Annotated in this window: 18 protein-coding genes, 1 tRNA gene, 1 rRNA gene and 1 pseudogene; 13 read left to right on the top strand and 8 right to left on the bottom strand. The window is 71.1% G+C overall.

What is annotated here, in order from left to right; translation table 11 throughout:
- Window positions 1-28: 28 nt before the first annotated feature.
- Window positions 29-103, top strand: a tRNA-Val gene (locus IE168_RS13090).
- Window positions 104-150: 47 nt separating this feature from the next.
- Here IE168_RS13090 and IE168_RS13085 read toward each other — a convergent pair.
- Both IE168_RS13085 and IE168_RS13080 read right to left on the bottom strand, forming a co-directional pair.
- Complete coding sequence (locus tag IE168_RS13085) at window positions 151-798, bottom strand: DNA-3-methyladenine glycosylase (protein ID WP_189498953.1); 648 nt, start codon at window positions 796-798, stop codon at window positions 151-153.
- Complete coding sequence (locus tag IE168_RS13080) at window positions 795-2,861, bottom strand: esterase/lipase family protein (RefSeq protein WP_229823578.1); 2,067 nt, start codon at window positions 2,859-2,861, stop codon at window positions 795-797. Before IE168_RS13080 ends, IE168_RS13085 begins: the two co-directional genes overlap by 4 nt.
- A gap of 127 nt (window positions 2,862-2,988) precedes the next feature.
- On the opposite strand from IE168_RS13080, the gene IE168_RS13075 reads away from it, so the two are divergent.
- The gene (locus tag IE168_RS13075) at window positions 2,989-3,846 is read left to right on the top strand and encodes a PA4780 family RIO1-like protein kinase (RefSeq protein ID WP_189498951.1); all 858 of its coding nucleotides are present in this window, start codon (window positions 2,989-2,991) and stop codon (window positions 3,844-3,846) included.
- A gap of 35 nt (window positions 3,847-3,881) precedes the next feature.
- Here IE168_RS13075 and IE168_RS13070 read toward each other — a convergent pair whose 3' ends face one another.
- Complete coding sequence (locus IE168_RS13070; protein ID WP_189498949.1) at window positions 3,882-4,301, bottom strand: hypothetical protein; 420 nt, start codon at window positions 4,299-4,301, stop codon at window positions 3,882-3,884.
- Window positions 4,302-4,491: 190 nt separating this feature from the next.
- Here IE168_RS13070 and IE168_RS13065 point away from each other — a divergent pair, with 190 nt between their 5' ends.
- From IE168_RS13065 to IE168_RS13050, 4 genes are all read left to right on the top strand, one after another.
- On the top strand, window positions 4,492-6,180 hold the full coding sequence (locus IE168_RS13065; protein WP_189498947.1) for a type IV secretory system conjugative DNA transfer family protein: 1,689 nt from the start codon (window positions 4,492-4,494) through the stop codon (window positions 6,178-6,180).
- Between the two features lie 92 nt (window positions 6,181-6,272).
- Window positions 6,273-6,584 (top strand): hypothetical protein, encoded by a 312-nt coding sequence (locus IE168_RS13060; RefSeq protein WP_189498945.1) that lies wholly within the window; start codon window positions 6,273-6,275, stop codon window positions 6,582-6,584.
- Window positions 6,585-6,737: 153 nt separating this feature from the next.
- Window positions 6,738-8,402, top strand: a complete 1,665-nt coding sequence (gene hutU, locus IE168_RS13055) for a urocanate hydratase (protein WP_189498943.1) — start codon at window positions 6,738-6,740, stop codon at window positions 8,400-8,402.
- A gap of 84 nt (window positions 8,403-8,486) precedes the next feature.
- Window positions 8,487-8,729, top strand: a complete 243-nt coding sequence (locus tag IE168_RS13050; RefSeq protein WP_132999223.1) for a hypothetical protein — start codon at window positions 8,487-8,489, stop codon at window positions 8,727-8,729.
- Between the two features lie 52 nt (window positions 8,730-8,781).
- Here IE168_RS13050 and IE168_RS13045 read toward each other — a convergent pair whose 3' ends face one another.
- On the bottom strand, window positions 8,782-9,267 hold the full coding sequence (locus IE168_RS13045) for a DnrO protein (RefSeq protein WP_189498941.1): 486 nt from the start codon (window positions 9,265-9,267) through the stop codon (window positions 8,782-8,784).
- Window positions 9,268-9,829: 562 nt separating this feature from the next.
- On the opposite strand from IE168_RS13045, the gene IE168_RS14640 reads away from it, so the two are divergent.
- Both IE168_RS14640 and IE168_RS14635 read left to right on the top strand, forming a co-directional pair.
- Entirely contained in the window at window positions 9,830-10,459 is a 630-nt protein-coding gene (locus IE168_RS14640) for a hypothetical protein (protein WP_229823571.1), read from the top strand.
- Window positions 10,460-10,464: 5 nt separating this feature from the next.
- On the top strand, window positions 10,465-10,689 hold the full coding sequence (locus IE168_RS14635) for a helix-turn-helix transcriptional regulator (RefSeq protein ID WP_229823568.1): 225 nt from the start codon (window positions 10,465-10,467) through the stop codon (window positions 10,687-10,689).
- A gap of 15 nt (window positions 10,690-10,704) precedes the next feature.
- On the opposite strand, the gene IE168_RS13035 is transcribed toward IE168_RS14635, so the two are convergent.
- A complete protein-coding gene (locus tag IE168_RS13035; protein ID WP_189498940.1) occupies window positions 10,705-11,100 on the bottom strand; it encodes a DUF3037 domain-containing protein in 396 nt (131 codons plus the stop codon).
- Window positions 11,087-11,854: a HipA family kinase gene (locus tag IE168_RS13030; protein WP_189499069.1), complete on the bottom strand. Its 768-nt coding sequence runs from the start codon at window positions 11,852-11,854 to the stop codon at window positions 11,087-11,089. The genes IE168_RS13035 and IE168_RS13030 overlap by 14 nt, the downstream gene beginning before the upstream one ends.
- 144 nt (window positions 11,855-11,998) lie before the next feature.
- Here IE168_RS13030 and IE168_RS13025 point away from each other — a divergent pair, with 144 nt between their 5' ends.
- Window positions 11,999-13,516, top strand: a complete 1,518-nt coding sequence (locus IE168_RS13025) for an amino acid permease (protein WP_189498938.1) — start codon at window positions 11,999-12,001, stop codon at window positions 13,514-13,516.
- Window positions 13,513-14,442 carry an ATP-grasp domain-containing protein gene (locus IE168_RS13020; protein ID WP_229823562.1) on the top strand — a complete coding sequence of 310 codons (930 nt, stop codon included), beginning with the start codon at window positions 13,513-13,515 and terminating at the stop codon, window positions 14,440-14,442. The genes IE168_RS13025 and IE168_RS13020 overlap by 4 nt, the downstream gene beginning before the upstream one ends.
- Window positions 14,443-14,463: 21 nt before the next feature.
- On the opposite strand, the gene dbpA is transcribed toward IE168_RS13020, so the two are convergent.
- Together dbpA and IE168_RS13010 are read right to left on the bottom strand one after the other, a co-directional pair.
- The gene (gene dbpA, locus IE168_RS13015) at window positions 14,464-15,852 is read right to left on the bottom strand and encodes an ATP-dependent RNA helicase DbpA (RefSeq protein WP_189498936.1); all 1,389 of its coding nucleotides are present in this window, start codon (window positions 15,850-15,852) and stop codon (window positions 14,464-14,466) included.
- Window positions 15,853-15,979: 127 nt separating this feature from the next.
- Entirely contained in the window at window positions 15,980-16,249 is a 270-nt protein-coding gene (locus IE168_RS13010) for a hypothetical protein (protein WP_189498934.1), read from the bottom strand.
- 323 nt (window positions 16,250-16,572) lie between these two features.
- Here IE168_RS13010 and IE168_RS13005 point away from each other — a divergent pair.
- The 3 genes and pseudogenes from IE168_RS13005 to IE168_RS12995 all read left to right on the top strand — a co-directional run.
- Window positions 16,573-19,026 (top strand): annotated as a pseudogene (locus tag IE168_RS13005) (DEAD/DEAH box helicase); the annotation flags it as partial.
- Window positions 19,023-19,943, top strand: coding sequence for a ribonuclease H-like domain-containing protein (locus IE168_RS13000; protein WP_189498931.1), 921 nt, complete (start codon window positions 19,023-19,025; stop codon window positions 19,941-19,943). The pseudogene IE168_RS13005 and the gene IE168_RS13000, both read left to right, overlap by 4 nt.
- A 497-nt stretch (window positions 19,944-20,440) precedes the next feature.
- Window positions 20,441-20,524: ribosomal RNA gene (locus tag IE168_RS12995) — 16S ribosomal RNA — on the top strand; the annotation flags it as partial.

Genomic DNA, 20,524 nt, shown 5'->3' with positions numbered 1-20,524 from the left:
GGCCACCGGCTAGAATTCGCGTCCCTCGGGGCGGTTAGCTCAGCGGTAGAGCACTACCTTGACATGGTAGGGGTCACAGGTTCGAACCCTGTACCGCCCACCACGCCGGCAGGCGTGGACCCGAAGGACCCCGTGAACCCCTGGCCCCGGTCAGGGGTTTTTCGTTTTCCGGGGCGGCGGTACGCCCGCGCGCGTCCGCGAGACGTGCGCGTGCCCCGGCACATGCCAGCGCCAGGGCAGTTCGACGGCGTGGCGGATGCCCACCCGCGGACCGACGGCCGGCGCGTCCGGAGGCGGCATGCCGTCGGACGCGATCCAGATGCCGCGGTCCGGCCGGACCAGGTCGGCGCCGTCCAGCTCCCGCGTCAGGTCCATGGCCTGGCCCAGGCGGCCGGGCCCGGAGGCGAGGTCACGGTCCTTCTTTGCCGGCAGCCCGCGCGCCTGGCGCATCGTGTCCAAGCCGTCGACCGGCTCCATCGCACGCAGCAGCACGCCCCAGCCCTCGCCCTCGGGGCCGCAGACGGCGTTGCCGCACCAGTGCATGCCATAGGTGAAGTAGACATACAGGTGCCCGCCGGGGCCGAACATGGTGGCATTGCGCGCGGTGCGGCCGCGGTGGGAGTGCGCGGCGGGATCCTCGCGGCCGGCGTAGGCCTCGACCTCGACGATGCGGCCGATGCGCCCGTCCGCGCGCACCAGCAGCTTGTTCAGCAGGTCCGGGGCCACGTCCACCGGGTGGCGCAGGTAGAAGTCCCGGGGCAGCGCAGGCCAGGCGGCGGTGGTCGCGGGCGCGCTCACGGCCGCGGCGGCCGCTCGGCGATGTCGCGATGCAGGATCCGCCGGATCTCGAGGATCGCCTGCGGGGTCTCCTGCACGCTGTGTCCGCCGGTGATGACCTTCTCCGACAGCGCGCCCGGCAGGTGTGCGCTGGAGTAGGGCACCAGCCCGTCGTCGGACTGCTCGAGCGGCACGTCCGGATCGGTGCGCGCGATGATGCTGTGGTAGCGCACGCGCGGCGAGATCGGCAGGTCGGCCGCGGCGCGCACGAAGGGATCGTCCTGGCCCAGGTTGTCGATGCTGTTGGGGAGCGCGACCGGCTCGCTGCCGTCGTCGTCACCCACGAACAGCTCGCCGACCTCCTCCAGCACCGTCAGCGGCAGGCGCACCAGCCTGCCGAGGAAGCGACCGAGCCCGTTCCCCGCCACCGCCGTGCCGCGATGCGGCGATGCGATGAACACCGCGCGGTCCACGCCGGGCAGCGGCTCGAAGCGCAGCATCCGGTCCAGCCTCGGGCCGGCGCGCTCCAGGCGGCCATCGTCGAGCTCGTAGTTCTCCCGCATCCAGGTCCACAGCTGGTCATCGGCGGACGAGACCAGCAGCCGCGACAGCACGCCGCCCATGCTGTGGCCGATCAGCACCGTCTCCCGCGACGCGCGCGCGCGGCCGTCGGGATCGAAGTTCTCCATCGCGGTGACGATGATGCGGCGGATCGCGGACTGGTTCAGGACCAGCGGCATGTTGGTCGGGTAGTAGACCTGCCAGATCTGGAACTCGCGGCGCAGCACCTCGTCGCCCAGCACTTCGTTGGCGACGTTCACCCAGGCCTCGGGACTGCTGGCCAGGCCGTGGATCATCAGCAGGATGCGGCGGTCGGGATCGTAGGGCTGCATCATGTACAGGTGCGGCCGGGTGATGCCCTCTTCCCGGCCGAACAGAGTTTGCAGCGACTGCCGGTTGAAGCCCGAGCGCGCCAGCCACAGGCCGTACCCGGCGCTGTAGTTGGCCGACAGCGGCACGTGCAAGCCATGCAGCTCGATGGCGTCGTCGACGTAGGGATCGTGCGCGCTGATCAGCAGTTCCCGCGTCGCCAGCACGCCGGCGAGGTCCTCGCCGGGGAAGCGGATCAGCAGCGTCAGCGTCGGCGAGGGCATCTCGCTGAAGGGACGGGAACGACCGGCACGCCGGCGGTCCTGCCGGTCGTCGCGGTCATCGTCCCGGTCTTCCACTGCCCGTGATGGCGCCGCCGCCGCGGTGGTCACCGGATCGTCGCCCATCACCGCGACCACCTCCGCGCCGAAGCCGTCGCGCCGGTAGATGCTGCGCAGGCCCGCGAAGGAGATCGAGGAGGCCGGCACCAGTTCCCGCGGCAGCACCACGCCTTCGGGCATGCGCACGCCGGACATGTCGCTGGTGATGGTCCAGCCGGCGATCGAAAGGGCGTCGCCGGGCGCGGCCGTGGTTCCGGCACCGTGCCCGGCCTGGTCCTGCCAGCGCTGGAACAGGCCCGAAGCCGCCTGCTGCACGGCGTAGTTGTAGTAGTCGCGTACCTGGGTCTGCCGGTCCTCGAACGCGCGTTCGCCGGGCGCGCGCTCGCTGAAGAACAGATAGGCGTAGGCGTGGCGCGCGGCTTCCAGCCAGGCGTCGATCTGGGCGTCGGCGGCGGGCACCGAACCCTCAGGCGTCAGCGCGATCGCCTGCTGCGTCCACAGCTCGGCCAGCGCCGCCAGCCGGCGCTCGTCGCCGAGGCCCTGCGCCGCGGCCAGCGCGGCCACGCAGTCGGGCGTCGGCGGCGCCAGGCAGGCGCCCTCGTCGAGTCCGGCCACGCGCAGGGTCGCCTGGGTCGCGGGGCTGAGCTCGTCGGTGGTCAGGATGTCGCTGCGCTTGAGGGCGATGTACTCACCCGGGCCCAGCGGCTCGGCTTCCACGCGCGGCGCGAATTCCTTCAGGACCGCGCAGCCGCTGAGCGCCAGCAGGCCCGCCGCCAGTGCCAGTGCGCGCAGCATGGGCCGCAGCCACGCCACGGCGTCCCGGTCATGGACGTCGCGGGCGATGCATCCGGACTGCGGCAGGCAAATGTGCATCGGAAGTCCCGGGGCGAGTGCGTACGGTGCGACCGGGGAGGGTACATCAGCGCCCCACTGGCTGGCGCCCGCGCGTCCCTCGTGCTTGACTGCCCGGCTCCCCACCGCGGCCAGGCGCCGGAATCCCATGAAGACCCCTGGCGGCCTGCAGCCGCTGATCGACGACGGCGTGATCGACGAAGTGATGCGCCCGCTCAAGAGCGGCAAGGAAGCGGCCGTCTACGTGGTGCGTGCGGGCGGCGACATCCGCTGCGCCAAGGTCTACAAGGACATGGCGCAGCGCAGCTTCCAGCAGCGCGTGCAGTACCAGGAAGGGCGCAAGGTCCGCGGCAGCCGCGAGGCGCGCGCGATCGGCAAGGCCACCAGGTACGGCCGCAGGCAGCAGGAAGCCGAGTGGAAGAACACCGAGGTGGAAGCGCTGTACCGGCTGCGCGACGCCGGCGTCCGCGTGCCGGAGCCCTTCGGCTATTTCCACGGCGTGCTGGTGATGGAGCTGGTGGTCGATGCCGATGGCCACTCCGCGCCGCGCCTGGCCGAGGTCGAGCTGTCGCCGGAGCAGGCCGGGGGATTCCATCGCACCCTCGTGCGGCAGGTGGTGCGGATGCTGTGCGCCGGGCTGATCCACGGCGACCTGTCCGCCTACAACGTGCTGGTGGCACCGGACGGGCCGGTGGTGATCGACTTCCCCCAGGTGGTCAGCGCGGCCGGCAACAATGCCGCGCGCACCATGCTCCTGCGCGACGTCAACAACCTCACCGCCAGCCTCGGCGCCTGGGCGCCGGAGCTGCTCGACACCTGGTATGGCGAGGAGATGTGGGCGCTGTTCGAAGCCGGCGAACTGCGTCCGGACAGCGAGCTCAGCGGCAGCTTCGTGCACGACGACTCGGTGCCCGACCTCGACGGCGTGCGTGCGGCGATCAACGATGCGCGTGAGGAGGCACTGATCAGGCAGCAGGGCCGCGAGGCCGCCGAGGAGCAGGACTGAGGCGTCACCGGCAGAGCGGCGTCGCGCAGTGACCGCTAGGGTCCGTCGGCGACCCGCTGGCCCGGCGCCAGCTCCGAAGCCGCCACTTCGCGCACGAAACAGCTGCGGTAGGCGGCGAGGTCCGGCAGGCCGATGCCGTAGGGATCGCCGGCGACGTAAAGCGTGGCGTGCGGCACGCCGCAGTCCAGCGCCAGCCCGCTGGCCTGTGCCAGCTCATGGCGGAACGCGGCGAACGCCGGCGACTGGACGTGTTCGATGACCGACCAGGCCTGGAGCGTGCCTTCCCACTGCGGCTTGGCCTTGTGCAGCAGTGCGTAGCGCGCGGTGCCCTGCGGCGCCCATTCCATCGATTCGAACAGGCCGCGGATGCGCTCCTCGCCCAGGCGCCCGCGCATCGCACGCCCGGCGTCGCGTCCCAGCAGGGTCAGGTGCACTTCGTGCTTGCGCTCGAGCACATGGCCATCCAGGCGCAGTCGAAGGGTCGAGCCAGGAGGGAGGAACCGCGCAGGATCCAGCGGCAGGACCAGGGCGTCATCATCTCGGAATCCAGGCCAGCGCATCGCCGTGCCACCTCCCCCGGGGACTCGCGCCCGAGCTTACGCTAAGCTCCGCCGGGCCGGGTACCGGCACACCACGGAAGGTGACATGGACAGGATCAGGATGACGTTGGCACTCGCGTGCCTCTGCGTGGCGCTCGCCGCCGGGCTGTGGCTGTCGGGCGCGCTCGTACCGCGACTGCTCGGCCTCGATGGCGTGGCCACGGGATGGACCACGTATCCCGACTACCTGCGCGCACTCGCGCATCCGGACGTCGCGCCGCATGCGGCCCGCATCCGGCTGGCGGGAGCCGTCGGCATGGGAGTGCCGCTGGCCTTGGCCGCCGTACCGGCATGCCTGCTGCTGCGGCCCCGGCGGCGTTCGCTGCACGGCCGCGCGCGCTTCGCCAACGTCTTCGAGCTGGCGCGACGCGGACTGTTCACGCGCTCCGGCCACGGCATCGTCGTCGGGCGCCGCTTCGGCCGCCTGCTGCGCTTCGACGGCCAGCAGTCGGTGCTGCTGGCCGCGCCCACGCGCTCGGGCAAGGGTGTGGGCATCGTCGTGCCCAACCTGCTCGACTACCTCGGCTCGGTGGTGGTGCTCGACATCAAGCAGGAGAACTTCGCGCTCACCAGCGGCTGGCGGCGCGCGCAGGGGCAGGCGGTGCACCTGTTCAATCCCTTCGCCGAGGACCGCCGTACGCACCGCTGGAACCCGCTGTCGTACGTGTCGACCGAGCCGCTGCAGCGCGTGTCCGACCTGCAGGGGATCGCCAACCTGCTGTATCCGGACGCCGGCGCCGAGCAGAAGTTCTGGACCAGCCAGGCGCGCAACGCCTTCCTGGCGTTCGCGCTCTACCTGTACGACCACTACGAAGCCCAGTGCCGCGACGGGATGCCGGAGGAGCTCCACCTGTTCCCGACGCTGGGCCGGGTCTTCCGGCTGTCGTCGGCGCAGGGCATCCCGGCGCGACAGCACCTGCAGGACCTGGCGTCGCGCCCCTTCCTCGGCGAGCACGCGCGGCGTGCGTTCGGCAACCTGCTGTCGCAGGCGGAGGAGACCTTCGCGTCGATCCTCGGCAGCTTCCGCGAGCCGCTGAACCCGTGGATCGACCCCGTGCTCGACGCCGCCACCAGCGGCAACGACTTCCTGCTCGACAATGTGCGCCGGCGGCCAATGACCATCTACGTCGGCGTGCCCCCGCACCGGCTGGCGGAAGCGCGGCCGATGCTCAATCTGTTCTTCAGCCAGCTGATCAACCTGAACACGCGGGTGCTGCCTGGCGAGGATGACTCGCTGCGGCTGCAATGCCTGCTGCTGATGGACGAGTTCACGGCGCTCGGCCGCATCGACATCATCGCCACCGCCATGGCCTACATGGCCGGCTACAACCTGCGCCTGCTGCCGGTGATCCAGAGCATGGCCCAGCTGGACGCGGTTTACGGCAAGGACATCGCCCGTGCGATCGCCACCAACCACGCGATGCAGGTGGTGTTCGCGCCGCGCGAGCAGCAGGACGCGAACGACTACTCGGAGATGCTGGGCTATACCTCACTGCGCAGGCGCAACCTGACGCGGGGGCGCCGCCGCCGCGACGTGAGCCGCAGCGAGAGCGAGGAGCGGCGCGCGCTGATGCTGCCGCAGGAGCTGAAGGCGATGGATCCCGCGCGCGAGATCGTGTTCTGCGAAGGGCTGGCGCATCCCGTGCGCTGCCGGAAGATCCGCTACTACGCCGAAGCCCGCTACCGCGCGCGCCTGCTGCCGCCCGCTGACGTGGCCCCGCTGCCGACAACCTGAGGACGCGGTGAACGCGCGCGCGCGCGTCGCCCGCGGGCCGCGATGCCCGGCGTATCGTTGGTGGCTGCTCCCCCAGCACCACGAGGTGACCCATGAAGCACGCTTGCATCATCGCGGCCCTGGCCGCGCTGGCGTTCGCCGCCGTGCCCGTCGCCGGGCACGCACAGGACGAGCCCGAGGAAGCCGCGCGCAGCCAGGCCAGGGACGCCCGCAAGGCCGACGACCGCTTCTGCATCGAGCAGACCGGCTCGCGCATCACCGGGGCGCGAAACGCCCGCTCGCGCAGCGAGCAGAAGGACTGCGTCGCGGCCGGTGGCCGCGTCTACACGCGCGAGGACATCGAGCGCAGCGGTTCGACCGACCTGCACGACGCGCTGCGCCGGCTGGATCCCTCGATCCGCTGAGTTCGCGCGCAGCCCCGTCCGGACGCCCGGCATGCCCGCGCGTCCACGCTTCGGGGCCCCAGCGTTGGCCCCCACGACGCCCGGCCGCGTGCCGGGCGTCTTCTTCCCGGGCGATGCGATAATCCGGCGTTCCGTCCACCGGTGCCGCCATCCATGTCCAACCGCCACGACCCCTCCCGTACCGTCCGCGCACCGCGCGGCAGCGCGCTCAACTGCCGTTCGTGGCTGACCGAGGCGCCGTACCGGATGCTCCAGAACAACCTGGACCCGGACGTGGCGGAGCGTCCGGAAGACCTCGTGGTGTACGGCGGCATCGGCCGCGCGGCGCGTGACTGGGCCAGTTACGACGCGATCCTCGAATCGCTGCGCACGCTCGGCGACGACGAGACCCTGCTGGTGCAGTCGGGCAAGCCGGTCGGCATCTTCCCGACCCACGCCGACGCCCCGCGCGTGCTGATCGCCAATTCCAACGTGGTGCCGGCCTGGGCCAACTGGGAGCACTTCAACGAGCTCGACCGCAAGGGCCTGATGATGTACGGCCAGATGACCGCGGGCTCGTGGATCTACATCGGCAGCCAGGGCATCGTGCAGGGCACCTACGAGACCTTCGTCGAGATGGGCCGCCAGCACTACGGCGGCAGCCTCAAGGGTCGCTGGATCCTGACCGCGGGCCTGGGCGGCATGGGCGGCGCGCAGCCGCTGGCGGCGTCGCTGGCCGGCGCTTGCTCGCTCACCATCGAGTGCCGCCAGGCCAGCATCGACTTCCGCCTGCGCACGCGCTACGTCGACGAGCAGGCGACGGACCTCGACGACGCGCTGGCGCGGATCGCGAAGTACGTCGGCGCCGGCGAGGCGAAGTCGATCGCGCTGCTCGGCAACGCCGCCGAGATCCTGCCCGAGCTGGTGAAGCGCGGCGTGCGCCCGGACTGCGTCACCGACCAGACCAGCGCCCACGACCCGGTGCACGGCTACCTGCCCATCGGCTGGACCGTGGAGCAGTGGCTGGCGGAGCAGCAGGCCAATCCGGAAAAGGTGCGCGACGCCGCGAAGCAGTCGATGCGCGTCCACGTCGAGGCGATGCTGGCCTTCCACGCCCGCGGCATCCCGACCGTCGACTACGGCAACAACATCCGCCAGATGGCCAAGGACGAGGGCTGCGCCAACGCCTTCGACTTCCCGGGCTTCGTGCCGGCCTACGTGCGGCCGCTGTTCTGCCGCGGCGTCGGGCCGTTCCGCTGGGTCGCGCTGTCGGGCGATCCGGAAGACATCGCAAAGACCGATGCCAAGGTGAAGGAGCTCATTCCCGATGACCCGCACCTGCACAACTGGCTGGACATGGCCGGCGAACGCATCGCCTTCCAGGGCCTGCCGGCGCGCATCTGCTGGGTGGGCCTGGGCCAGCGCCACCGCCTGGGCCTGGCCTTCAACGAGATGGTCCGCAACGGCGAGCTGAAGGCGCCGGTGGTGATCGGCCGCGACCACCTCGACAGCGGCAGCGTCGCCAGCCCCAACCGTGAAACCGAGGCCATGGCCGACGGCAGCGACGCGGTCAGCGACTGGCCGCTGCTCAACGCCATGCTCAACGTGGCGGGCGGCGCCACCTGGGTCAGCCTGCACCACGGCGGTGGCGTCGGCATGGGCTACAGCCAGCACTCGGGCGTGGTGATCGTCTGCGACGGCAGCGAGGATGCGGATCGCCGCATCGCGCGGGTGCTGTGGAACGATCCCGGCACGGGCGTGATGCGCCATGCCGATGCCGGCTACGACATCGCGAAGCAATGCGCGAAGGAGCAGGGACTCAAGCTGCCGATGGCCTGAGCGTCACATATCGGGTGTGGCGTCCGTCCTGTACATCGATGCGGACGCCTGGTCCGCGACACTGGTCTACAGGAGTATTGAACGATGGGTACTGGGCAAGGTTCCACCGGCAACGTCATTGCCGCCATCTGCAGCCTCATCGTCCCGGGCCTCGGCCAGCTGGTCCAGGGGCGCGTGCTGTCGGCAATTCTCTGGTTCGTCGCCGGCTGCATCGCCGGCGCCGTGACCTGGCTGCTGACGCTCTCGCTGTTCCCGTTCGGCTGGTTCGTGGTCAGCCTGTTCTCGTGCATCAGCGCCGCCATGTACCGGGCGCCGGCGCCCCGCTGAGTGCCGCCCGTGCCGCCGGGCGCAGCCGCAGCCCGGCGGTGAGGGCGGGCGATCAGCGCCCGGCGGCTGCTGCGGGATCGTCGAACAGGCGTTCGTAGTCGGCGACCGCATCGCGCATCGGGCCCACTGGCGCCGGGTCGGTGGGAGCATCGCGCAGCGCCTTCGACCCGGCCATCAGCCGGGCGAGGATGCCGTGCAGCGCCACGTCGGGCTCGGGCTCGAGCCTGCAGTTGGCGAACATGGATTCGATGGCGGCATCGACGTCGCCGGCCAGCGTGAGCACCTGGCCTTCGTCCAGATGGCCCATTTCCAGATGGGCGAGGGTGGCGACGGCCCTGCGGACCTGGCCCATGCCGTCCACCAGCGGCGCATCGGGCGTCCAGCGCACGTGGCCGGACGGAATTTCGGCCGGGGCGGCAAGGTCGGAAGGCCCGGCGTGCGCGGCATGCATGGCGTGGTCGTGCTGCGCCATGGCCAGGCCGGGCACGATCAACAGGGCCAGCACGATGGCGGGCAGGGCGGCGGGGGCGGTCTTCATGGCAACTCCTTGGCCGGGGGGCCGTGTGCGGATGTCCGCAGCATCATCGATTCGCCGGCAGCCGCCTGCCATGACCGGGGTCAAGCGTGCGTGCACCGTGAGTCCGGACCGTCATCCGCTTTACCTGAATACGCGAATATGCTACAATTACGACCGTAACGTATTGTTTTAATTGAATTTATGGAGGATCACCATTACCAGACATTTCAAGAACATCATCCTGTCCCTGTTTCCCGCCCACACGTCCCGCGTCGCCCCTGCGCGACGTCGATCGACACCGGCCACCAGCATCACGCGCATCCAGGCTGGCCTGCCGCATGTCCATCCCATGGAGCGCGGTGATCCGCACGGCAACTCGCCCCGCCGGAGCGCTCGACAGTTCCCCGGCTACACGCGCAGCCGCTACCTCCCGCATCCACGCCACGACCTGCGTCGCCACCAGCCGATCTTCCGCATCGGCTGACCTCCGGCCGGGCGGGCCGCGCCGGCATGTAAAGAAAGTTTGACATCGCTCCAGAGGCGGATGTAAGTTGTTTTTTACATTCCCTGCGTGGAGTTTCCGATGGACATGCGCCGCCTTGCCTTGCCCATGCTGCTCGCCGCCGCCGGACTTGGTCTCTGGATGCTGCTCGCCGGCGCGGAGTCCCTGTTCGGCCTGGACCTCGGCTCCATTGGGTTCGCCGTGCTGGTGCTGTCGGCCTGGGGCGCGCTCCACGGGGTCTGGCGGCTGTCGCTGACCGACGCCGAGCTGCAGGTCTCGCCCGCGGAATGGAAGGCGTGGATCGGCACCGCCTTCATGGCCGCGGCGGTGGCCTATTTCGTCGCCCGCATGCACGTGTTCCAGACCCCGAGCCTCGCCGACAGTCCCGAGGCGCAGCAGGTGGGCCGCAACCTGGTGATGCTGCTGGTGGCGTGGACCGTGCTGTCGTCCACCGTCGGCAGGCGCTGGAAGGACCGCGTGCAGGAGGACGAGCGCGACCGCGAGATCGAGCGCGAAGCCGCCGGCTGGTCCCGCCACGCGGTCACCGGGATGATCGTGGTCCTGGCCGTGCTGCTGGGCATCTCGCCCGCCGACCGCCTGCAGTGGGCCAGCTTGCCGATGATCGCCAACCTGCTGGTGCTGGTCCTGATGGTCGGCTGCCTGGTCGACAACGGCGCGAGCGCCGTGCGCCACTGGCTGGATCGGCGCTGAGCCGCGTGGCGCGCACCGCGGTCACCAACCACATCCGCCAGCTGCGCCAGGAGCGCACCGGGATGACGCAGGAAGCGCTGGCCCAGGCCTGCCAGGTCACCCGCCAGACCATCATCGCGCTCGAGGCCGGCCGCTATGCGCCGTCGCTGGAACTGGCGTTCCGCATCGCGCACGCGCTGGGGACGCCGCTGGCCGAGGTCTTCGAATGGGATCCGGGCCCGGCCAGGTAAGGCGGTCGCGTCGGCTCAGTCGGCGGCCACCCGCACCATCCGCTCCATCAGGTGCTCGACGATCGCGTCCATGTCGCCGCAGCGGCCCATGTGCACGGTCGAGGTCTGGATGATCGCGCTGCGCCGCGCGGTCAGCCAGTGGAAGCGGGCGCGCTGCGGCAGCAGGCCGATCGGCCCGGCGTCGGGACCGCCGGCGCAGATTCGCTGCATCGCCTGGAGGTGGCGCCTCAGCGTGGCGAGGTCCACGCGGGGATCGAGCGCGCGAAGGCGCGCCTCGTCCAGCTCCACGGCGGCCTTGAGGTAGCCGGTCTTCTCGCAGGACACGATCACGCCCACGTTCATGAACTCGCCGCGCTCGACGCGCGGGACCACGCGGATCACCGCATAGTCGTAGCTGTCATGCGCGCGCACGTTCGGCCTCCTCGACGAAGGCGTGCGGCAGCGCCAGGCGCTGCTGCAGGTAGCTGGCGTAGGCGGCGCGCTGCTGCCCGGGCGTGCCGAAGGCATCGGGGCCGTCCAGCCAGACGTCCGGGATCCACGACACGATCTCGGCGATGCGCTCGTCCGGCAGCCGCGCGCTGAGCACCCGGTCGGCCTGCGCCAGCCCGGTGGCCAGCGGCAGCAGCACGTGGTCGCGGATGAGCGGGAAGGGCTTGTCGGCGCCCGAGGTGTCCCCGGTCCAGCCGTGGTGGAAATAGAGCGATGCGCCGTGGTCGATCAGCTTCAGCTCGCCGTGCCAGACCAGCAGGTTGGGGTTGCGGGCGCTGCGGTCGACGTTGCTGGTGAAGGCGTCGAGCCAGACGATCTCCGATGCGAGGCGGGCGGACGGCTGCTCCGCCACGGGATCGAAATTCGCCGCACCCGGCAGGTAGTCGAGCGCGAGGTTGAGCCCGCCGCTGGCGCGGATGAGCTCCTGGATCTCGGGGTCGCCCTCGGTGCGCGCCAGCTCCACGTCCAGCTCAATGAACACGATCTCGGGCACGGGCAGCCCGAGCGCGCGGGCGATCTCGCCCGACACCAGTTCGGCCACGAGCGCCCGCGGGCCCTGGCCCGCGCCGCGGAACTTGAGCACGTACATGCCGTCGTCGTCGGCTTCGACGATCGCCGGCATCGAGCCACCTTCGCGCAGCGGCGTGACGTATCGCGTGGCATGGACGGTGCGCAGGGACATCGCGCAAGGATAGCGCCACGTGCCGGACCTTCGGCATTGTCCCGGCCTCCGCAGGCGGCGTAGTCTCGATCGCCTGCCGCGTGCGGCCGGCCTGGCCGGCGGACGCGGCGCTTCCGTCCCGACACGAGCCCAATCCGGATGAACCAGCCCCGTCGCGCCCAGGCCAGCCCGTCGCGCAGCCTGTTCCGCACCAAGTCCATCGAGCAGACCATCGCCGACGCCGCCGAGCCCGGGCGCCAGCTCAAGCGCTCGCTCAGCGCCTGGGACCTGATGATCCTCGGCGTGGCGGTGGCGGTGGGCGCCGGCATCTTCTCGGTGGGCGCGCGCGCGGCCGGCAGCTTCGCCGGCCCGGCGGTCATCGTGTCCTTCATGCTTGCCGCGCTGGCCTGCGCCCTGGCGATCATGTGCTACGCCGAGTTCGCCTCGACCATCCCGGTCGCGGGCAGCGCCTACACCTACACCTACGCCACGCTGGGCGAGTTCCTGGCCTGGATCATCGGCTGGGACCTGATCCTCGAGCTGCTCACCGCCGGCGCGGTGATCGCGAAGTACTGGGGCATCTACCTGGCCACGGTCTTCGAGCTGTTCGACGTGCACATACCCACCACCATCGGCGTGTTCGGGCTGGCCATGGACTGGGGGCCGCTGTTCATCGTCGGCGTGTTCACCGCGCTGCTGATCATGGGCACCAAGATGTCGGCGCGGGTCAACAACCTGTTCACCCTCATCAAGGTGGGCATCGTGGTGTTCGTGATCGTGGTCGGGCTGACGTACTTCAACGCCGACAACCTCACGCCCTTCGTCCCGCCCGCGGTGCCGACGGCCGGTGGCAGCGAGGACGTTTGGGCGCAGTCGCTGTTCTCCTGGCTCACCGGCGCGGCGCCGGCGACCTACGGCATGGCCGGCGTGCTGTCGGGCGCGGCGCTGGTGTTCTTCGCCTTCATCGGCTTCGACGTGGTCGCGACCTCCGCCGAAGAGGTGAAGGATCCGCAGCGCACCCTGCCGCTGGGCATCTTCGGCGGGCTGGCGCTGGTGACGCTGCTGTACATCGGCGTGGCAATCGCGCTCACGGGCATGGTGCCGTACACGATGCTGGCCGCGGCGGAGAATCCGTCGCTGGCCACGGCCTTCATCGCGGTCGGTGCGCCGTGGGCGGCGCAGGTGATCTCGGTCGGCATCCTGGTGGGCCTGACCACGGTGATCATGGTGCTGCTGATGGGGCTGTCGCGCGTGCTGCTGGCGATGAGCCGCGACGGCCTGCTGCCGCGCTGGCTCAGCGTCACCTCGGAGACCCGTCGGACCCCGGTCCGCCTGCAGCTGATCACCGGTGCCGCCGTGGCCCTGCTGGCGGGCTTCACCCGGGTCGAGATCCTCGAAGAGATGATCAACATCGGCACGCTGTCGGCCTTCGTGCTGGTCAGCATCGCCGTGGTGGTGCTGCGGCGGACGCGGCCGGAGCTCAAGCGCGGCTACCGCGTGCCGTTCTCGCCGGTGCTGCCGATCGTCTCGGCGCTGCTGTGCTTCTACCTGATGCTCAACCTGACCACGCTCACCTGGGTGCGCTTCGCGGTCTGGCTGGTGGTCGGCGCGGCGATCTACTTCGCCTGGGGCCGGCGGCATGCGCGCGCAGGCCTGGCCGGAGGCGATGGCACGTGAGTCCAGGCATGATCGAGGTCGCGATCCTCACGCCCGATCCCGCCCACGGCGACCACGCCGAGGTCTGGCCGCCGGTGCTGGCGCGCCTGCAGGCGGCGCTGGCGGTGCAGGGCATCCGCGCCGTGCCGACGCCGTGGGTGGAGCACGTCGATGACGCGTCCGGGTTGCACGGGTTCGCGCACGTGCTGCCGCTGCTGGTGTGGAACTACCACGTCGACCACGCGCGTTGGCTGCGCGCCTGCCGCACCTGGGACGAGGCCGGCCTGCCGATGTCCAATCCGCCCGCGGTGCTGTCGTGGAACTCGGACAAGCGCTATCTGGCGCGGCTGGCCGGCGACGGCGTGGCGATCCCGCACACGGTGTGGAGCCGGCGGCTGGCGCGGGCCCAGCTGGAGCAGGTGTTCGAGACCACCGGCGCGGACGAGCTGATCGCCAAGCCCACGGTGTCGGGCGGCGCGTGGAAGACCTGGCGCTTCGGGCGCGACGGCATCGACGCGGTGCTGGCGCGCTTCGGGCAGGCCGCGGACGGTGGCGACGGCGACGGCGACGGCGACGCGGCCGAAATCATGGTCCAGCCCTTCCTGCCCACCATCCTCGATGAAGGCGAAACCTCGCTGCTGTACTTCGGCGGCCGTCTTTCGCACGTGGTGAACAAGCGCCCGCTGCCCGGCGACTTCCGCGTGCAGGAAACCTTCGGCGGCCGCTACACCGTGCTCGCGCAGCCGCCGGCGGGCGCGCTCGCGCTGGCGGAGCGGGTGTTGGCCGCGATCGGGGGGGCGCTGCTGTATGCGCGCATCGACATGGTGCCGGGCGCCGACGGCCGCTGGCTGCTGATGGAAGCCGAGCTGATCGAACCCGACTTCTACCTCGGGGTCGATCCGGGCCGCGGCGCGGCGTTCGCGCAGGCGCTGGCCGAGCGGCTGTAGCGCGCCAGCGCGGAGAGGCGCCTACAGCGCGGAAACGCGGAAGCGGCGGCCCTTGATCCGGCCCTCGCGCAGCCGCGCCAGCGCCTGCGGCGCCTGCGCGCGGGCGATCGCGACGTAGGAGCGCGTGGCCTGCACGTCGATCTTGCCGATCGCCTTCGCCGACAGCCCGGCATCGCCGGTCAGCGCGCCGAGGATGTCGCCAGGACGCAGCTTGTCGCCCTTGCCGGCGTCGATGCGCAGCGTCGCCATCGCCGCCTTCGGCACGCCCTTGGGGCGGCCCTCCACCGGCTGCCCGCGCTCGCGCGGCAGGGTGCGGAACTGGTGGTCCTCGATCGCCTCCATGCGGCGCAGCTCGTCCGGCGTGCACAGCGTGAGCGCAAGGCCGGTGCGGCCGGCGCGGCCGGTGCGCCCGATGCGGTGCATGTAGGTGTCGGGATCCGACGGCACGTCGTAGTTCACCACCGCAGCGAGGTCGTCTATGTCGAGGCCGCGCGCCGCGACGTCGCTGGCCACCAGCACGTTGCAGCTGCGGTTGGCGAAGCGCAGCAGGGTTTCGGCGCGGTCGCGCTGCTCCATGTCGCCGTGCAGCGCCAGCGCGTCGAAGCCGTAGTGCGCCAGCGAGCCCGCGACCTCGTCGACGTCGCGGCGCATGTTGCAGAACACCACGCACGATTCGGGCCGGTGCTCGAGCAGCAGCGCGGCCAGCAGCGGCGCCTTGCGCGCCGGGTCGGCGTCGACGATGCGCTGTTCGATCGCGGGGGCGTGGGCGGCGCCCTGGACGCTGACCTCGGCCGGGTCGCGCAGCATCGCCTTGCCGAGCGTGCGGATCGCGTCGGGGAAGGTCGCCGAGAACAGCAGGCGCTGGCAGTCGCGCGGCACCTGGCGCGCGATGTCGCGGATCTGGTCCTCGAACCCCATGTCGAGCATGCGGTCGGCCTCGTCGAGCACGAAGGTCCGCACGCCGCGCAGGTCCAGCGCGCCCTGAGCCAGCAGTTCGAGGATGCGGCCGGGCGTGCCGACGACCACGTGGGGCGCGTGCGCGAGCGAGGCCAGCTGCGGCGCCAGCGGGATGCCACCGCAGAGCACGCTGAGCTTCACGTTCGGCACGCCGGTGGCGAGGCGGCGCAGCTGGCCGCCCACCTGGTCGGCCAGCTCGCGCGTGGGGCACAGCACCAGGGCCTGGGTCTGCACGGCGCCAGCGTCCAGCCGGTGCAGCAGGCCGAGGCCGAAGGCGGCGGTCTTGCCGCTGCCGGTAGGCGCCTGGGCGATGAGGTCGCGGCCCTCGAGGATCGGCGGCAGCGACTGCGCCTGCACCGGGGTCATCGCGGCGTAGCCGAGCGCATCGACGCCGCGCAGCAGCGCCTCGGGCAGCGGGAGGGTGGAGAACGCGGGAGGAATCGGGGTGTCCATGCCGCTCATGATCGCAGCATCGGCCACCCGGAGGGGGCGAGGCGCACCGGCCGGACCGGTCCCTGCAGCGCGCCGGACTCCGTCGCTGCAGCCGCTGCCCGGGTAGCCCGGCGGGGTGCAGGGGGCGTCAGCGCCGCTCGCGCGCCTCGTCGTCGCTGATCGTGTCGCTGCGCACGTCGTCGGCGAAGGAGCGGCCGTCGGCGTCGACGTCTCCGGGCTGGTCGTCCAGCGCCACGTCCAGCAGATCCGCGCCTTCGTCCACGCCGATGTTGTCGATGGCCGCGGTCGCGCGCGGGTCTTTCAGGGCCGGGCCCCGGGTCTCGGGCAGGTCGGTGCCGTCGTCGAGGCTGGATTCGTCGCTGGGGGCGTTGGGACGGGTGGGATTGGACTTGGCCATGGCCGGGCTCCATCGGGCGGAGGCCCACTGTGGTCCGGGGTGCGTCAACGCGAGGGCAACGGTGCGGCCGGCAGGGCGCGTCCCGGGTCGATTCGAAGCAACCGCGGAAGCCCGGCGCCTGCGGTCAGGCGCCAGCCGGATTGGCGCCGGAGCCGGCACGGAATGCGGCGGCGGGCCCGGGTCTCAGCCGGTGAGACGCGGCCGCGGGAGCATCGCGGCCCCCGCCGCCGGAGCCTGCATTGAACGCGATCGCCACGCCTGCCCGAGGGCTCGCCTTTTCCGACCGGCACGGTGCCGCAGCCAATGACGCGCCGGGTGGCGGCACGCTGGCCGCAAGGCTCGAGGCCAAGTATCCCGGGCGCGTGACCGGCAGCCTGGTGCTGCCGGGCCAGGACGGCGAGTACGCCCCGTTTCCCGACGACCTGCCCGAACCTCTCGCAGCTGCGCTGCGGGCGCGCGGCATCGAGCGCCTGTACAGCCACCAGGCCCGGGCCTGGGACGCGACCCGGGCCGGGCGCCACCTCGTCGTGGCCACCCCCACCGCGTCGGGCAAGTCGCTCTGCTACACGCTGCCGGTCGTGGCCAGCGCGCTGGCCGAGCGCGGCAAGGCGCTGTACCTGTTCCCGACCAAGGCGCTCGCCCAGGACCAGGTCAGCGAGCTGCTGGAACTCAACGCCGCCGGCAACCTCGGGCTGCGCGCCGCCACGTTCGACGGGGATACGCCGGGCGACGCCCGCCGCGCGATCCGGGTCAGCGGCGACATCGTGGTCAGCAATCCCGACATGCTCCACCAGGGCATCCTGCCGCACCACACCAAGTGGGCGCAGTTCTTCGAGAACCTGCGCTACGTGGTCATCGACGAAGTGCACACCTATCGCGGAGTGTTCGGCAGCCACGTCGCCAACGTGATCCGCAGGCTGAAGCGGGTGTGCGCGTTCTATGGCGCATCGCCGACCTTCATCCTGTGCTCGGCGACCATCGGCAACGCCGGCGAACACGGGCGCGCGCTGATCGAGGCCGCCGCGGAGGACGTCGAGGTGATCGAGCACAGCGGCGCGCCGCGCGGCGACCGCCACGTGCTGCTGTGGAACCCGCCCGTGGTGAACCCGGACCTGGGCATCCGCGCCTCGGCGCGCTCGCAGTCCAACCGCATCGCGCGGCTGGCGATCCGTGCGGGCCTGAAGACGCTCGTGTTCTGCCAGTCGCGCTCGATGGTCGAGGTGCTGACGAAGTACCTGAAGGAAGTCTTCGACCACGACCCGCGCAAGCCGCGGCGCATCCGCGCCTACCGCGGCGGCTACCTGCCCACCGAGCGGCGCGCGGTCGAGCAGGACATGCGCGCCGGGCGCATCGACGGCATCGTCAGCACCTCGGCGCTGGAGCTCGGAGTCGACATCGGCAGCCTGGACGTGGTGGTGCTCAACGGCTATCCCGGCAGCATTTCCGCCACCTGGCAGCGCTTCGGCCGTGCTGGGCGCCGGCAGCAGCCGTCGCTGGGCGTGCTCGTGGCCAGTTCGGAGGCGCTGGACCAGTACGTGGTTCGGCATCCGGAGTTCTTCGCCGCGGCCAGTCCCGAGCACGCGCGCATCGAGCCGGACCAGCCGCTGATCCTGCTCGACCACATCCGCTGCGCCGCGTTCGAGCTTCCGTTCCGCGACGGCGATGCGTTCGGTCCGGTGGAACCGGGCCCGTGGCTGGAGGTGCTGGCCGAGAGCGGCGTGCTGCACCACGAGGGCGAGCGCTGGGAGTGGATCGCCGACAGCTATCCCGCGCAGGCGGTGAACCTGCGCTCGGTGGCCGACGGCAACTTCGTGGTCGTCGACCGCACCGACGGCCGCCAGGTGATCATCGCCGAGGTCGACTATTCGGCCGCGGCGCTGACGCTGTACGAGGGCGCCATCCACATGGTCCAGTCCGAACCCTTCCAGGTGGAGCGCCTCGACTGGGAGGGGCGCAAGGCCTATGTGCGGCGCACGCAGGTGGACTACTACACCGATGCCATCGACTACACGAAGCTCAAGGTGCTCGACGATGCCGAGCAGACGCCGGCCGGGCAGGGCTCCGCGCACATGGGCGAGGTGCACGTGCTGCGGCGCGTGTCCGGCTACAAGAAGATCCGCTTCCACACCCACGAGAACATCGGCTACGGCCCGGTGACGCTGCCCGACCAGGAGATGCACACCAGCGCGGTGTGGTGGCAGCTGCCGCAGCGCGTGCTGGAGGAGGCCTTCGCCATGCGGCACGAGGCGCTGGACGGTTTCCTGGGTGCGGCGCATGCGCTGCACCTGGTGGCGCAGGTGGCGGTGATGGCGGAATCGCGCGACCTGCTGAAGGCGGTGGGCAGCGGTGACGGTGCCTGGTTCGCAGGGCGCGACGCGAAGGGGCGCGGACAGCTGCGGGGGCCGCAGGGCGAGGCGCTCGCCGGCGGCCAGGCCGTGGCCGACGCATCCGGAATCCGGCTGCCCGGCGAGGTCGGAGTCGACGGAGATGGCATTCCGCTGCCCGGCGGCGGCGACGCCATGCTGCTGCCCGCGCCCGGCCGCTTCACGCCCACCATCTATCTCTACGACAACTACCCTGGCGGCATCGGCCTGTCTGCACCGCTGTACGAGCGCCGCGCCGAACTGGTGGCGCAGGCGCGCGCGGTGGTGGTCGGCTGCGACTGCGACGCCGGCTGCCCCGCCTGCGTGGGGCCGATCCTCGAGGCCGACGAAGGCGGCGCGGGCACGCCGCGCGCGCTGGCACTGCGCGTGCTCGACCTGCTGGCCGCGGCATGAGCGCGCTGGCGAAGAAGCTCGCGGGGCTGCGCAGCCAGGCGGGAGCGGTACCCCGGGCGGGAGCGGTACCTGAAACCGGACGCACGCAAGCCAAGGGGCGCGAGGTCATCCCGGCGGCCGTCGAGCCGGACTCCGCTGCGGCCGCGCGCGTGCCGGCGCCCGCGAGCCTGTCGCGCGAGGCCACCATCGCCCAGCTCCGCACGCTGCTGAAGATCCGCGCGCCGGCAACGGCGGCAGCGCCGCGCAGCGTCGATCGCGCGCTTCCGGGCGAGGAGATTTCCCCGGGCCTGCGCTACCACGAGCAGTGGGTACCGTGGGCACCGGGCGACGCGATGCTGCCGTTGCACGGCATCGGCCAGGAGGCGGTGTGCCGCGGCCATGTTCTGGCCTTCGACACGGAAACGACGGGACTGGCCGGCGGCACCGGCACGCGCGCGTTCATGATCGGTGCCGCCGACTGGCGCGCCGATGGGCTGCGTATCCGGCAGCTGTGCATCACGCGCCTTGCAGCGGAGGAGGCCATGCTCGAAGCCTTTGCCGCCTGGCTGCATCCGGACACGGTGCTGCTCAGCTACAACGGCAAAAGCTACGACCGCCCGCTGCTGTCCACGCGCTATCGCCTGGCGCGCATGCCGGATCCGCTGCCTGCGCTTCGCCACGTCGACCTGCTGCATCCCGTCCGCCGTCGCTACCGCGGCGTCTGGGCGAACTGCCGCCTGGCGACGGCCGAGCGCGAACTGCTGGGCGTGCTGCGCGAAGACGACCTGCCGGGCGCGGAGGCGCCGGGCGCGTGGCTGGCCTATCTGCGCGGAGGCAGCGCGGCCAAGCTCCGTCGCGTGGGGCTGCACAACGCGCAGGACCTGCGCAGCCTGTGCGGACTGCTGGAAGCGCTGCAGGACGTGGATGCCGTCGCGTAGCTGTACGGAGAGTTGCGCGCAGCCCTTCCGTGTCCGGTCGCGACCGTGCACAATGCGCGCCCCGCACGGCGTGGCCGACACGGCGCGAGGCGCGGGGCGAAGTCGGAAAGATCCCTCATAGGGTGTTGACGTTCTTCGAAACCGCGCTAACATGTGCGGCTCCCCAGCGGGATCGGCCAGTCGGCCTGGCCGCGACGGGAGGCGGAAGTTTCCACCCGACAGGGTGTTGACGGACGCGAAAGTCGCGCTATAATGTGCGGCTCGCCCCGACGGAAGCGGAGGGGTTGAAGGAAGGAGGCGCTGAGGCCACTTCCGGTGATCTTTGACAGTGTGCGCAGGTGACTTGTGCGGGCGTCTGGCCGGTGGATGGTTGTCCATCTTGCAGACGTTCGTACCAAGAGCAACAAAGATTCAAATGCATGCAAATGCAAGCGGGTAATTGGAGCTCGGGGTTTGAACGACTGCACTCAAGACTTTGGGCTTCGGCCTGAAAATTTTAAGTGAAGAGTTTGATCCTGGCTCAGAGTGAACGCTGGCGGCAGGCCTAACACATGCAAGTCGAACGGCAGCACAGGGGAGCT

This window comes from Luteimonas padinae, from assembly GCF_014652935.1.
In the GTDB taxonomy this organism is placed as follows: Bacteria; Pseudomonadota; Gammaproteobacteria; order Xanthomonadales; family Xanthomonadaceae; genus Luteimonas; species Luteimonas padinae.
The sequence above is the reverse complement of the archived record's forward strand: the minus strand, read 5'-3'. Positions and strand labels throughout refer to the sequence as shown.